The 14,858-nt window shown below is 65.2% G+C and carries 9 protein-coding genes, 1 tRNA gene and 1 pseudogene; 10 read left to right on the forward strand and 1 reads right to left on the reverse strand.

Features of this window, described 5'->3' with window-relative positions; translation table 11 throughout:
* Nucleotides 1-104 precede the first annotated feature (104 nt).
* The 6 genes and pseudogenes from trpB (at nt 105) to pyk (ending at nt 11,348) form a co-directional block, all read left to right on the forward strand.
* A pseudogene (gene trpB / locus NIBR502770_RS05855) lies at nt 105-1,423 on the forward strand (tryptophan synthase subunit beta).
* Nucleotides 1,420-2,268: a tryptophan synthase subunit alpha gene (trpA, locus tag NIBR502770_RS05860; protein ID WP_141181314.1), complete on the forward strand. Its 849-nt coding sequence runs from the start codon at nt 1,420-1,422 to the stop codon at nt 2,266-2,268. Before trpB ends, trpA begins: the two are co-directional and overlap by 4 nt.
* A gap of 2 nt (nt 2,269-2,270) precedes the next feature.
* A complete protein-coding gene (gene lgt, locus NIBR502770_RS05865) occupies nt 2,271-3,437 on the forward strand; it encodes a prolipoprotein diacylglyceryl transferase (protein WP_141181315.1) in 1,167 nt (388 codons plus the stop codon).
* A gap of 261 nt (nt 3,438-3,698) precedes the next feature.
* Complete coding sequence (gltB, locus tag NIBR502770_RS05870; protein ID WP_141181316.1) at nt 3,699-8,312, forward strand: glutamate synthase large subunit; 4,614 nt, start codon at nt 3,699-3,701, stop codon at nt 8,310-8,312.
* Nucleotides 8,305-9,762 carry a glutamate synthase subunit beta gene (locus tag NIBR502770_RS05875; RefSeq protein WP_141181317.1) on the forward strand — a complete coding sequence of 486 codons (1,458 nt, stop codon included), beginning with the start codon at nt 8,305-8,307 and terminating at the stop codon, nt 9,760-9,762. Before gltB ends, NIBR502770_RS05875 begins: the two co-directional genes overlap by 8 nt.
* A 77-nt stretch (nt 9,763-9,839) precedes the next feature.
* Nucleotides 9,840-11,348: a pyruvate kinase gene (gene pyk / locus NIBR502770_RS05880; RefSeq protein WP_141181318.1), complete on the forward strand. Its 1,509-nt coding sequence runs from the start codon at nt 9,840-9,842 to the stop codon at nt 11,346-11,348.
* Between the two features lie 119 nt (nt 11,349-11,467).
* Here the strand turns inward: pyk and NIBR502770_RS05885 are convergent, their stop codons facing one another.
* Entirely contained in the window at nt 11,468-12,073 is a 606-nt protein-coding gene (locus NIBR502770_RS05885) for an ANTAR domain-containing response regulator (RefSeq protein WP_009358190.1), read from the reverse strand.
* A 201-nt stretch (nt 12,074-12,274) separates the two neighbouring features.
* On the opposite strand from NIBR502770_RS05885, the gene NIBR502770_RS05890 reads away from it, so the two are divergent.
* From NIBR502770_RS05890 to NIBR502770_RS05905, 4 genes are all read left to right on the forward strand, one after another.
* Nucleotides 12,275-12,356, forward strand: a tRNA-Leu gene (locus NIBR502770_RS05890).
* Between the two features lie 87 nt (nt 12,357-12,443).
* Nucleotides 12,444-13,577 (forward strand): site-specific integrase, encoded by a 1,134-nt coding sequence (locus NIBR502770_RS05895; protein ID WP_141181319.1) that lies wholly within the window; start codon nt 12,444-12,446, stop codon nt 13,575-13,577.
* A 122-nt stretch (nt 13,578-13,699) separates the two neighbouring features.
* Nucleotides 13,700-13,972, forward strand: a complete 273-nt coding sequence (locus NIBR502770_RS05900) for a hypothetical protein (protein WP_141181320.1) — start codon at nt 13,700-13,702, stop codon at nt 13,970-13,972.
* A 161-nt stretch (nt 13,973-14,133) separates the two neighbouring features.
* On the forward strand, nt 14,134-14,826 hold the full coding sequence (locus tag NIBR502770_RS05905; protein ID WP_246857410.1) for an HNH endonuclease family protein: 693 nt from the start codon (nt 14,134-14,136) through the stop codon (nt 14,824-14,826).
* Nucleotides 14,827-14,858: the final 32 nt, after the last annotated feature.

The following is a 14,858-nucleotide window of genomic DNA, read 5'->3' on the forward strand; positions in this document are numbered from 1 at the left end:
CATCCTGCGGGGCCGCTGGCGGGCCGGCAGGGCAGGCACATATTTCCGGCCTCCGGCCGGAGCCGCACACTTTTGACCACTACCAACCGAACAGGACAGGACTGATGGCTGACGCACCCTCGGGAAACGCTGACAACAAGACCGCGGAAGCATTCCTGCAGGGCGGATCCCTGCGCCACGCCCCCGGGCCGTACTTCGGCAACTACGGCGGGCGATGGATGCCTGAGTCGCTCATCGCTGCCCTGGACGAACTCGAAGAGACCTTCAACAAGGCCAAGGACGATCCCGAATTCCGGGCGCAGATCGCCGACCTGAACAAGAACTACTCCGGCCGTCCGTCCCTGCTCACGGAAGCCAAGCGGTTCTCCCAGCACGCCGGGGGAGTAAGGGTGTTCCTCAAGCGCGAGGACCTGAACCACACGGGCTCGCACAAGATCAACAACGTCCTGGGCCAGGCACTGCTCGCCAAGCGCATGGGCAAAACCCGCATCATCGCCGAAACCGGCGCCGGCCAGCACGGCGTGGCCAGTGCCACCGCTGCCGCCCTCATGGGCCTGGAGTGCGTGGTGTACATGGGGGCCGAGGACTGCCGCCGCCAGGCCCTGAACGTTGCCCGGATGGAGCTGCTGGGGCCAAGGTCATTCCCGTGACCAGCGGGTCCCAGACCCTCAAGGACGCCATCAACGATGCCCTCCGTGACTGGGTAGCCAACGTTTCCACCACCCACTACCTCCTGGGCACCGCCGCCGGAGCCCACCCGTTCCCCGCCATGGTCCGCTACTTCCACGAAGTCATCGGCGAGGAGGCCCGCGCCCAGATCCTCGAGCAGGAGGGCCGGCTCCCGGACGCGGTCTGCGCCTGCATCGGCGGCGGCTCCAACGCCATCGGTATCTTCCACGGGTTCCTGGACGATCCCAGCGTGAAGATCTACGGGTTCGAGGCCGGCGGCGACGGCGTGGAGACCGGCCGTCACGCAGCCACCATCACCCTGGGCAAGCCCGGTGTCCTGCATGGCGCACGCTCCTACCTGATGCAGGACGACGACGGGCAGACCATCGAGTCGCACTCCATCTCCGCCGGACTCGACTACCCGGGCGTCGGCCCGGAGCACTCCTACCTGGCCGACATCGGACGCGTCAGCTACGAGCCCATCACGGACGGTGAAGCGATGGAAGCCTTCCGTCTCCTCTGCCGCACCGAAGGCATTATCCCGGCCATCGAGTCCTCGCACGCGCTGGCAGGAGCCATCAAGGTGGGCCAGCGGCTCGCCGCCGAAGACCCGGCCTCCGCCGGCGACAAGATCGTGATCGTCAACCTGTCCGGACGCGGCGACAAGGACGTGGCCACCGCCGCGGAATGGTTTGACCTGTTGGACAAGAATTCCGCCGAATCCGAAATCGGCAAAGAGGGGGAGCAGCTGTGAACAGCGCAGACATCGCCAGCCAGGCAGGAACCACCAGCAAGTCGGCAGCAGCCATCGACAGGGCGCGCGCCCAGGGGCGCTCGGCCCTCATCGGTTACCTCCCCGCCGGCTACCCCACCGTTGAGGACACCATCGCCGCGGGCATTGCCCTCGCGGAGAACGGTGCCGACCTGATCGAAATCGGCATCCCCTACTCCGACCCCGTCATGGACGGCCAGGTCATCCAGGCCGCCACCACCGAGGCCCTGGCCAAGGGCTTCCACGTCAGCCAGGTGTTCGACGTCGTTGCCGGTATTACCAGCAAGACCGATGCTGCCGTCCTGGTCATGACCTACTGGAACCCTGTGGTCCGCATGGGCGTGGATGAATTCTCCCGGCGCCTCTCCGAGGCCGGCGGCGCTGGCCTGATCACGCCGGACCTGATCCCGGACGAGGCCGCCGAATGGATGGCAGCCTCTGACAAGTACGGGCTGGACCGGGTATTCCTGGTGGCTCCGTCCTCCACGGCGGAGCGCATGCAGCGGACCGTGGACGCAAGCCGCGGCTTCGTCTACGCCGTGTCCATCATGGGCGTCACAGGTGCCCGGACATCCGTCAGCACGGCCGCCAAGGATGTTGTGGCAGCCGCACACGGAGCCGGCGCAGAACGCGTCTGCGTGGGCCTCGGCGTCTCCACCGCTGACCAGGTCCGCGAAATCGCCGCCTACGCCGAAGGGGTCATCGTGGGCACCGCCCTTGTGGCAGCGCTTCGGGACGGGGGAGTGGACGCCGTCGGCGCCCTCACCAAGGACCTCGCCACCGGCCTGGCCCGGCAATCCGGCCTTTCGCAGGAAACCAGGGCGTAGCCGTGCAGCCGCTCCTTCAGGCAACCGCCCTGGCACCCACGTTGGTGTCCGCCAGCATCCCCAGCCCGGACTGGTCCGGCTTCGACATCCCCCTCCCCTGGGGCAGCCTGCGGATCCACGCCTATGCGCTGTGCATCCTGGCCGGCATTGTGGTGGGCCTGTGGCTGACGTCAGTCCGCTGGGCCAAACGCGGCGCCCCTGAAGGCAGCGTCTGGGACATCGTCATCTGGGCCATTCCCTTCGGCATCATCGGGGGCCGGCTCTACCACGTGGTCTCGTCCCCGGACGCTTACTTCGGCCCCGGCTTCAACGGCACCGGAGACCTCTCCCTGATCCCCCAGATCCAGCGCGGCGGGCTGGGAATCTGGGGCGCCGTCGTCCTCGGTGCCGTGGGTGCGTGGATTGGCTGCCGGCGCAGCGGCGTGAAGCTGAGCGCCTTCGTCGATGCCGCGGCGCCGGGACTGCTCCTGGCCCAGGCCATCGGCCGGTGGGGCAACTACTTCAACCAGGAACTCTTCGGTGGGCCCACCACCCTGCCGTGGGGCCTGCAGATCGACGCCAACAACCCCAACTTTCCCGCCGGAATGCCGGCCGACACCCTTTTCCACCCGACATTCCTCTACGAGTCGCTGTGGAACCTGGCCGGCGTGGTGATCCTGCTGGCCCTGGACCGGCGGTTCAGTTTCCGGCGGAGCAGGCTTTTCTGGCTGTACGCCATGTACTACACGCTGGGCCGCGTCTGGATCGAAGCGATGCGGATCGACGACGCCGAGCAGATCAGCATCCTGGGCATCACCACCCGGCTCAATGTCTGGACCAGCATCTTCGTGTTCCTGGCAGCCCTGGCGTTCTTCGTTATCCTGGGGCTCAAGGGGCGCCCGGATCCGGACACGGTGTATCTCGCGGGTCATGAACCGGACCAGCCGGTTACGGCCGGCCCACATTCTAAGACCGTCACAGAGGTCCGTGATCCGGACAATGTTGTCTCAGATAGTGATTCGCGTGGTAATCTCCCTGATAACCACAGCGGTTCCAGGCATGCTTCCGACCCCACGGAAGAAGCCGCGGCGGCGCCGGCCGGCTCAAAGCCCGGAACGGATGCAACGGCTGCCGGACATTCCGGCAGCACAGCCACGGGACCCGCGTCGGAGGCCGGCACCGGAAAGTAGGGTGCCGTCCAGGCAGGGCAGTAGAGCCACCGCTCGAAGAGCCCGGAACCACAATGTCGTGGCATGGGGCACCGTCCGGACAGCGTGAAGCTGCTGTCCGGTGTTGCCCCGGGCAGGTGCCTGCGTAACCGTTAGTTCAGCAGGCTGCGCTGACCTACAATTTCCAGTAATCAACACTTTGTTGTGCCCTTGCAACGGCGCCGACGAGTGGGGCCAACGGTGTCCCTTCCATACGCACGATCAGGAGGAAGGACGTCTCCCATGACCCAAACTCTTAACACTCCCAGCTGGTCCGGACCGGATCAGCCTGAGGTTGCAGTGTCGCCGTTCAAGCGCTTCGCAGCCATGCCCGAGGCCGCCGGGCTGTACAACCCGGAACAGGAGAAGGACGCCTGCGGACTCGCCATTATTGCGACGCTCCGCGGCGAACCCGGGTACGACATCGTCGATGCCGCCTTGACCGCGCTGCGCAACCTTGAGCACCGCGGCGCCGTGGGCGCCGACGAGGGGACCGGCGACGGCGCGGGGCTGCTCATGCAGATCCCCGACGAGTTCTTCCGGGCCGTCACCGAGTTCGAGCTGCCGGCTCCCGGCCAGTACGTGGCCGGTACCGCGTTCCTTCCTGCCGAGCAGCGGGAGGCCGACGCCGCCAAGGCAGGTATTGAAGGCCTGGCCGCCGACGAAGGCCTGAAGGTCCTCGGCTGGCGTGAAGTGCCGGTGGTTGCCGACCTGGTAGGCGCCATGGCCCGTGCGTGCATGCCGTACTTCTCCCAGCCCTTCCTGGCTTCCGCCAACGGCGAGGAACTGGACCGCAACGAGCTGGACTCCCGCGCCTGGCGGATCCGCAAGCGCGCCCAGAACAAGTTCGGCGTGTACTTCCCGTCGCTGTCCTCCCGCACCATTGTGTACAAGGGCATGCTCACCACCGCGCAGCTGGAGCCGTTCTACCCGGACCTGTCCGACAAGCGGTTCAAGACCAAGCTCGCGATCGTGCACTCGCGCTTCTCCACCAACACCTTCCCGTCCTGGCCGCTCGCGCAGCCGTTCCGGACCATCGCCCACAACGGTGAAATCAACACCGTCAAGGGCAACCGGAACTGGATGCGCGCCCGCCAGTCGCAGCTTGCAAACCCGCTGCTGGGTGACTCGCCGGAAGAGCTGTACCCCATCTGCACCCCCGGCGCCTCCGACTCCGCATCCTTCGACGAGGTGGCGGAGCTGCTGTGGCTCTCCGGCCGCCCCATCACACACTCGATCATGATGATGATCCCGGAGGCCTGGGAAAACCACGCCACGATGGATCCGGCCCGCCGTGCCTTCTACGAGTACCACTCGCTGCTGATGGAACCCTGGGACGGCCCCGCCGCCGTCTCCTTCACCGACGGCAACCTGGTTGGTGCCACCCTGGACCGCAACGGGCTGCGTCCCGGCCGCTTCTGGATTACCGAGGACGGACTGATCGTCTTCGCCTCCGAGGTGGGCGTGATCGACGTCGAACCCTCCAAGGTGGTCAAGAAAGGCCGTGTGTCCCCGGGCAAGATGTTCCTGGTGGACACCGATGCCGGCCGCATCATCGACGACGAAGAGGTCAAGGCTGAAGTTGCTGCGGCCAACCCGTGGGCCGAGTGGGTCAAGGACAACCTGATCGACCTCAACGACCTGCCCGAGCGTGAGCACGTGGTCCACACCGCCGCGTCCGTGAACATCCGCCAGCGCACCTTCGGCTACACCACCGAGGAACTGAAGATCCTGCTGGGCCCCATGGCCCGGACCGGCGCCGAGCCCCTCGGCGCCATGGGTTCAGATACCCCCGTTGCCGTGCTGTCCAAGCGTCCGCGCCTGCTGTTCGACTACTTCGTGCAGTCCTTCGCGCAGGTCACCAACCCGCCGCTGGATGCCATCCGCGAGGAGCTTGTCACCTCGCTGACCTGCGCCATCGGACCCAACGGCAACCTCCTGGACACCAAGCAGGTCCGCCAGCCGCAGGTCCAGCTCCCGTTCCCGGTGATCAACAACGACCAGCTCGCCAAGATCGCCAACATCGAGGACGCCGACGGCAACCGCGTTGCCATGAAGGTCCGCGGCCTGTACCGCCCCGAAGGCGGCGAGAACGCGCTCCGCGCCCGGCTCACGGAAATCTGCGAGCAGGTCTCCGGCGCCATCAACCGCGGCGTGCAGTACATCGTGCTCTCCGACCGTGACTCCAACGCCCAGTGGGCGCCGATCCCGTCGCTGCTGCTGGTCAGCGCCGTGCACCACCACCTGCTGCGCAGCGCCAACCGCACCAAGACCGCCCTGGTGGTCGAGGCCGGCGACGTCCGCGAGACGCACCATGTTGCAGTCCTGATCGGCTATGGCGCCTCCGCCGTCAACCCGTACCTCGCCATGGAATCCGTGGAGCAGCTCATCGCGGCCGGGGACGTCACCGGCGTGACCCCGCAGGACGGCGTCTACAACCTCATCAAGGGCCTGGGCAAGGGCGTCCTGAAGATCATGTCCAAGATGGGCATCTCCACGGTGGCCTCCTACACCGGCGCCCAGACGTTTGAGGCACTGGGCCTGGGCCAGGACCTGGTGGACGAATTCTTCGCCGGCACGCACTCCCAGCTGGGCGGCGTGGGCCTGGACGTCATCGCCGCGGAGGTCTCCGCCCGCCACCAGATGGCCTACCCCGAGGGCGGCATCGAACAGCCGCACCGGCCGCTACTGGGCGGCGGCGAGTACCAGTGGCGCCGCGACGGCGAGCCGCACCTGTTCAACCCGGAGACCGTCTTCCGGCTGCAGCACGCCACGCGTGAACGCCGCTACGACATCTTCAAGGCGTACACCAGGGGAGTGGACGACCAGTCCACCAACCTCATGACCCTCCGCGGCCTGCTCAAGTTCAAGAACGAGCGCCCGTCCGTTCCCCTTGAGGAAGTCGAGCCGGTCTCCAGCATCGTCAAGCGGTTCTCCACCGGTGCGATGAGCTACGGCTCCATCTCCCAGGAGGCCCACGAGACGCTGGCCATCGCCATGAACCAGCTGGGCGGCAAGTCCAACACCGGTGAGGGCGGCGAGGACGTGGACCGCCTGCTCGACCCCAAGCGCCGCTCCGCGGTCAAGCAGATCGCATCCGGCCGCTTCGGCGTGACCAGCCTCTACCTGACCAACGCCGACGACATCCAGATCAAGATGGCGCAGGGTGCCAAGCCCGGCGAAGGCGGCCAGCTGATGGCGCAGAAGGTCTACCCGTGGGTTGCCCGCACGCGGCACTCGACCCCGGGCGTCGGCCTGATTTCCCCGCCCCCGCACCACGACATCTACTCGATCGAGGACCTGGCCCAGCTCATCTACGATGCCAAGCGCGCCAACCCCTCGGCCCGGGTGCACGTGAAGCTTGTCTCCGAAGTGGGGATCGGCACCGTAGCGTCCGGCGTGACCAAGGCCAAGGCCGACGTCGTCCTTGTCTCCGGACACGACGGCGGCACCGGCGCCTCGCCGCTGAACTCGCTCAAGCATGCCGGTGTTCCGTGGGAGCTCGGCCTGGCCGAAACCCAGCAGACGCTGATGCTCAACGGCCTGCGCGACCGCGTGGTGGTCCAGGTGGACGGCCAGCTCAAGACCGGCCGCGACGTTGTCATCGCCGCCCTGCTGGGCGGTGAGGAGTTCGGTTTCGCCACCGCCCCGCTGGTGGTGGAAGGCTGCATCATGATGCGCGTCTGCCACCTGGACACCTGCCCGGTGGGCGTCGCCACGCAGAACCCCGAACTGCGGGCCCGCTTCAGCGGCAAGCCGGAGTTCGTGGTCAACTTCTTCGAGTTCCTGGCCGAGGAAGTCCGCGAAATCCTGGCGGAGCTTGGGTTCCGGAGCCTCGAGGAGGCCATCGGCCACGCCGAGGTCCTGGACACCCGCGACGCGGTGGACCACTGGAAGGCCGACGGCCTGGACCTGGACCCGATCCTGCATGGCCTGGAGTTCGACGACGACGCGCCGCTGCGGAACATGACCGGGCAGAACCACGAGCTGGACAAGCACTTTGACCAGCGCCTGATCACCATGGCCACCGAGGCGCTGACGGACCGTAGCCCGGTCAAGATTACCGTGGACGTCATCAACACCGACCGCTCGGTGGGCACCATGCTGGGCCACGTGGTTACCAAGACCTTTGGTACCGACGTCCTGGCCACCGACACCATCGACGTGACGCTCAACGGCACCGCCGGCCAGTCCCTGGGCGCCTTCCTGCCCGCGGGCATCACGCTGCGGCTGTACGGCGACTCGAACGACTACGTGGGCAAGGGCCTGTCCGGCGGCCGGATCATCGTCCGCCCGGACCGCACCAACGTGTTCAAGGCGGAGACCAACGTCATCGCCGGCAACGTGATCGGCTACGGCGCCACCAGCGGCGAGATGTTCCTGCGCGGCCAGGTGGGCGAACGCTTCCTGGTCCGCAACTCCGGTGCCACCGCCGTCGTCGAAGGCATCGGCGACCACGGCTGCGAGTACATGACCGGCGGCCAGACGCTGATCATCGGCCGCACCGGCCGCAACTTCGGTGCGGGCATGTCCGGCGGAACCGCCTACGTCCTGGACCTGCGGACCACCCGCGTCAACAAGCAGGCGCTGGAGTCCGGCGAGCTGCAGCTGCGCGAGCTGGACTCGGAGGACCGCGACATCGTCCACAACCTGCTGGTCAAGCACGTGGAAGAAACTGACTCCCAGCTGGCGGCACGCCTCCTCGAAAACTTCGATGACACCGCTGCCCGCATCACCAAGGTGCTGCCGCGCGATTACGCGGCCGTGCTGCAAACCCGTCTCGACGCCATCGAAGAGGGCCTTGACCCCGACGGCGAAGAAGTATGGTCTCGAATCCTGGAGGTTACCGGTGGCTGATCCACGCGGATTTCTGAAAGTACGCCAGCGTGAAACCCAGCCGCGCCGTCCCGTTCCCGTCCGCATCATGGACTGGAAAGAGGTCTACGAGGCGCAGGAAAAGGGCACGCTGAAGGCCCAGGCCGGACGCTGCATGGACTGTGGTGTTCCGTTCTGCCACCAGGGCTGCCCCTTGGGAAACCTTATTCCCGAGTGGAACGATCTCATGTGGCGGGACAAGGGCGATGAAGCAATCGAGCGCCTGCACGCCACGAACAACTTCCCCGAGTTCACGGGCCGGCTCTGCCCGGCACCCTGCGAGGCGTCCTGCGTGCTGGGAATCAACCAGCCCGCCGTCACCATCAAGCAGGTGGAGGTTTCGATCATTGACGAGGCCTGGGACAACGGCTGGGTCAACCCGCTGCCGCCGGCGCGCCTCACCGGCAAGACTGTTGCGGTGGTCGGCTCCGGTCCTGCCGGCCTGGCCGTCGCCCAGCAGCTCACCCGCGTGGGCCACACCGTTGCCGTCTACGAGCGGGACGACAAGATCGGCGGCCTGCTGCGGTACGGCATCCCCGACTTCAAGATGGAAAAGGAGCAGGTGGACCGCCGGGTCGAGCAGATGAAGGCGGAAGGCACCCGCTTCCGGACCGGCGTGTCCGTGGGGACGGACGTCACCTGGGAGCAGCTGCGCAGGCGCTACGACGCCGTCGTGGTCTGCACGGGTGCCACCGTGCCACGGGACCTGCCCATCCCGGGCCGCGACCTGGACGGCGTCCACTTCGCCATGGATTATCTGGTGCCCGCCAACCGCGCGGTGGCCGGGGAAACCATCGAGAACCAGATCAACGCCCACGGCAAGCACGTGGTGATCCTGGGTGGCGGCGATACCGGTGCCGACTGCCTGGGCACAGCGCACAGGCATGGCGCCGCGTCCGTGACTACGCTGGCGATTGGCAAGCAGCCCCCGGCTGAGCGGGCCAGCCACCAGCCGTGGCCGACGTTCCCGACCCTGTTCGAGGTTGCCAGTGCCCACGAGGAAGGCGGCGAACGCACCTACCTCGCCTCCACCGTCGAGTTCGTGGGCGAAAACGGCAGGCTTACCGGGGTGAAGGTGGCCGAGACCGAGTTCGTGGATGGCAAGCGGCTCCCCAAGGCCGGCACCGAGCGGATCATTCCCGCCGACCTGGTGTTCCTGTCCCTCGGCTTCACCGGCGCTGAACCGGCCGGAATCACCGAGCAGGTAAGCGCTGAATTCGACGGCCGCGGAAACGTGGCGCGCGATGGCTACTACATGACCAACACCGAAGGTGTGTTCGTTGCCGGTGACGCCGGCCGCGGGCAGTCCCTGATCGTGTGGGCCATCGCCGAGGGCCGCGCCGCCGCGGCCGCGGTGGACAAGTACCTGATGGGAAGCACCATCCTTCCTGCGCCTGTAGCGCCAACGGACCGCGCCATCGCCGTCCTCTGACCGCTGTCCCGGGGGATGCATCGAGGGTTCACCTCGCAGACAACTTAACCAATGCAAGAGACCAATAGGGTAGGTATATGAGACGCGCAAAAATTGTGGCTACGTTCGGCCCGGCAATTGCCAGCTACGAAAACACCCTCGCGGTGCTGGAAGCCGGCGTTGACGTCGCCCGCATGAACATGAGCCACGGTGACTACACCGTGCATGACAACACCTACGAGAACGTCCGCAAGGCCGCGTCCGACCTGAGCAAGGCAGTGGCTATCATGGCCGACCTGCAGGGCCCCAAGATCCGCCTGGGCCGCTTCGTTGACGGCCCGCACGCCCTCGCTGTTGGTGACATCTTCACCATCACCACCGAGGACGTTCCGGGTACGAAGGACATCTGCTCCACCACACTGAAGAGCCTCACCGAGGACGTCAATGTGGGCGACTCCCTGCTGATCGACGACGGCAAGGTGGCACTTCGCGCCATCGAGGTTGACGACGTCAAGGTGGTCGCCGAGGTCACCGTCGGCGGCATGGTGTCCAACAACAAGGGCATCAACCTCCCCGGTGTGGCAGTCAACGTCCCCGCGCTGAGCGAAAAAGACGAGGACGACCTCCGCTGGGCCATCCGCCGCGGCGTTGACCTGGTGGCGCTGTCATTCGTCCGGGATGCCTCGGACATCACCCGCGTGCACGAGATCATGGACGAGGAAGGCCGCCGCGTGCCGGTCATCGCCAAGATCGAAAAGCCGCAGGCCGTGGAGCAGCTGCCCGAGATCATCGACGCGTTCGACGCCATCATGGTGGCGCGTGGCGACCTCGGTGTGGAACTGCCGCTGGAGGAAGTGCCGATCGTCCAGAAGCGCGCCGTGGAGCTGGCACGCCGCTGGGCCAAGCCGGTCATCGTGGCCACCCAGGTCCTGGAGTCCATGATCGACAACCCCCGCCCGACCCGTGCAGAGGCATCCGACTGCGCCAATGCCGTGCTGGACGGTGCTGACGCCGTGATGCTTTCGGGTGAGACCAGCGTGGGCAAGTACCCCATCGAGACGGTCAAGACCATGGCCCGGATCATCGAGTCCACCGAGGTCCATGGCCTGGAGCGCGTTCCTCCGCTGGGGACGAAGCCCAAGACGCGTGGTGGCGCCATCACGCGTGCCGCCGTCGAAATTGCCGACCAGCTGGATGCCAAGTACATCTGTACCTTCACCCAGTCCGGCGACTCCGCCCGGCGCCTTTCCCGCCTGCGGCCCATCAAGGCCGTGTTTGCCTTCACCCCGGTGGAGCACGTGTGGAACCAGTTGGCGCTGACCTGGGGCATCCAGCCGGTGCTGGTCCCCATGGTGGGGCACACCGACGAGATGACGTCCCAGGTTGACCGCAGCCTGCTGGAAATGGACCTGGTGGACGACGGCGACCTGGTGGTAATTGCCGCCGGTTCCCCTCCCGGAAAAGCCGGCTCCACAAACATGCTGAAGGTCCACAAGGTGGGCGACCTCGCCGACGCAGGCAGCCAGGGCGGCGAGCCGGGCAGCAACCGTGAGAAGCTCGGCCCCTGGCCGGAAAAGAAGAAGAAGAACCAGGCCACCCAGGCCTAGGCTTCAACGAAAAGGACCCCTGCCGGTTGGCAGGGGTCCTTTTCGTTGTGCTGGCCGTTTGGTGACCGTTCGAGCCTTGGGGCCGGGCCGTCGTCGTACGATCCCGGCCCGGCCGGGGCCTAGTTGACCTGGTTGATGATGGTTTCGGCGACCTCGCGCATGCTGAGGCGGCGGTCCATGGAAGTCTTCTGGATCCAGCGGAACGCTTCCGGTTCCGTCAGGCCCATCTTGGTGGTCAGCAGGCTCTTGGCTCGTTCGACGAGCTTCCGGGTGGCGAACTGCTCCTGGAGGTCGGAAACTTCGCTTTCGAGGGCCTTGATTTCCTCGTGGCGGGAGAGTGCGATCTCGAGGGCCGGGATGAGGTCAGCGGGTGTGAAGGGCTTGACCACGTAAGCCATGGCGCCGGCGTCGCGGGCACGCTCCACCAGTTCCTTCTGGCTGAAGGCGGTCAGCAGCACCACGGGGGCGATGCGGGCCTTGACGATCTTCTCGGCCGCGGAAATGCCGTCCATGACGGGCATCTTCACGTCCATCAGGACCAGGTCCGGCTTCAGTTCCTCGGCGAGCTGGACGGCCTTCTCGCCGTTGTCCGCCTCGCCCACGACGTCATAGCCTTCACCGCGCAGGATCTCGATGATGTCGAGGCGGATGAGGGTTTCATCCTCTGCCACAATGACGCGGCGCGCCGGCTGGGACGTGGGCTTGGACTCCGTCTGTTCAGTCACGGGATCTCCTTGAAAAGGTACGGCGGGACATCACTATCTTAGGTGCCACCGCGGCTGTACTTGGCTTGCAGGGTTCGTTTGCGGCGACGGCGGCGCGATTCTGGAATTCAGCCTATCTGCATGTAGAGTAATTCCGCGTACGTGAAGCGATCGCGTTGCTCACAGTCAGCTGTGGGCGTACTTTCGGTTCATGTAATCCGCGCCCGAGTGGCGGAATTGGCAGACGCGCCGCACTCAAAATGCGGTATCGAAAGGTGTGTGGGTTCGAGTCCCACCTCGGGCACAGTGTTTCCGCAGGTCAAGGGCCTGTTTTGTCTTTGGGTGTTGACAAAGCCGCCCAAAGTGTTGACAGCGGCGTACCGTTTTTTGTGTGGCCAGCATTCGCAAACGCACCAAAAAGGACGGTACATCGTCCTACATGGTGCTGTGGCGCGACCCCAAGAGCCGCGAGCAACAGGGCCTGACAGTTCCCACCATCGCCGAAGCCGAAACCCTGAAGCGGTTGCTGGATGCCAACGGTCAGTCTTTCGAAATCGCCCAGCACGCCATCCTGACGAATGAGAAGCGCCCGCCCAATGTGGCGGAAGTCATCCAGGAACACATCGACCTTCTGGTTCGCCCATCGAGCGGAACAGTCAAGACCTACCAAACCATGCTGGAACTCCACATCCGGCCAGTCATCGGTCACGTTCCCGTGGATAAGCTCGACTACCGCGTTATCGCGCACTGGGTGAAGTCGATGATGGCCAAGGGCAAGGCACCCAAGACTATCCATAACATCCATGGCCTGATTTCAGCTTCGATGAACACCGCCGAGATGCTCGGGTACATTAGCCGCAATCCCTGTCGTGGGGTGCAGCTGCCGAACATTGAGAAAGCTGAGGATGAGGCCATGTTTCTGACCCACGCTGAGTTCAGCCTCATCATGGAGGGCATGGGGGAGCGGTACAAAGCCTTCACCAATTTCCTTGTCATGACGGGTACCCGCTTTGGCGAGGCCACTGCCCTTACCGTGGCCGACGTCGACTTGCTCTCCAAACCACCCACCGCTCGGATCAACAAGGCATGGAAGCGGGACGGGCAGAACCAGTTCTACGTTGGCCCGACCAAGACCGGAGCCGGTAAGCGCACCATCGGCCTGAACCCCGCGCTGGTTGAGCTCCTGATCCCCTTGGTGGCAAGCAGGCCAGGAAAAGAACTTGTGTTCACGTCGCCGAAGGGCGACCGGATCTATCACAAGCTCTACTGGGATGACTACTGGCTCCCAGCCGTTCGAACGGCCCAGGCAATCGGCTTGACCAAAAACCCGCGAATCCACGACCTGCGCCACACGCACGCGTCCTGGCTGATCCAGGACGGCGTCCCCTTATTCACTATCTCGCGCCGGCTCGGGCACGCCTCCACGAAGACCACCGAGCAGGTTTACGGGCACTTGATGCCTGAGGCATTGCAGGTGGGTGCCGACGCCACTGAGCGGTCCGTGACGGCTTTCCAGCGGCTGTAGGGAGCAATTGGTTGTTGTTCTGCAGAGCGCTCCTTCCTGACGGCAGAGAGCTTTGGTCATGTTGGCGGCTGTTGCGGCCCGCATGAACCAGAGAAACCTGCACCTTTCCTTTTGGAGACGCCGTGGACATCGAATTTTTTGAGCCGGCCGAAGCAGCAGCACTCATGCGCTGCACGGAGTCCTGGTTGCGCGATGGCGCGACCAGCGGACGATTCCCTCACGCCTGCTGGGGCAAAGGAAAGATTATTTTCACGTCAGAGCACATCCGGGAGATTGCGAGATTGAGCGAAATCCTTCCTAGCGGCACTGGGTCTGAACACGCACAGGAGCAACCACTAACGAAGCAGCGGCTCATTGGGACGCGTTCCAAGGTCCGCCTGGCAACGGTGAACTGATTCGAGCTCCCAGCTGCCTTTCGGTTTGGTTTTTCACACGATCCAGTGTGGCGGGCACGACAGGTCCCCTTACCGCTTCCATGAGGCAGCCGACGCTACCGTGGAACAACTTCCCGCAACCTAGAAGGGCCGTTCAAATTATTCGCTCCATCGCCCCAGCCTTGACCGCTGTCGCCGCCCTCCTCCTGGTTGGGCCGCTTGCTGGTTGTGACTCTGTCGCCCATGCCATTGAGGGCATCGGATCTGCTCCAAATAACTCTGCGGGCCACCCGAGCGGCGGTGGCTCTGCCAGTGAAGCAGCCCAGGCTCTCGTCCAGCTTGAGAGCATCCCGGTCAAGGGCCGAGCCCCAAAGACTGGTTACACCCGCGATGAGTTCGGACCCGCCTGGGCCGATACGGACCACAACGGTTGCGACACCCGCAATGACATCCTCGCCCGCGACCTGACCGGGGAGACGTTCAAGCCTGGCACCAACAACTGCGTCGTCGTGTCAGGCACTCTTGCGGACAAGTACACCGGGACCACTATTCAATTCGTCCGGGGACAGGACACCAGCGCGGACATCCAGATCGACCACATCGTTCCACTCAGCGATGCGTGGCAGAAAGGTGCCCAGCAGCTGAGCGCGGATCAGCGCAAGGAACTCGCGAACGACCCGCTGAACCTCATGGCAGCCGACGGACCCACCAACAGCGCTAAGGGCGACAAAGACGCAGCCACCTGGCTTCCCCCGAACAAAGCCTTCCGATGCGAATACGTGGAGCGGCAAACCGCCGTCAAGGCCAAACACAACCTCTGGGTTACGCCGGCCGAGCATGACGCCCTCGCGGGCGTCCTGAAGAATTGCCAGTAGCCGTGTAAGTCATGATGCGACCATCAGCGTGG

The organism is Pseudarthrobacter sp. NIBRBAC000502770, assembly GCF_006517815.1.
GTDB lineage: Bacteria > Actinomycetota > Actinomycetes > Actinomycetales > Micrococcaceae > Arthrobacter > Arthrobacter niigatensis.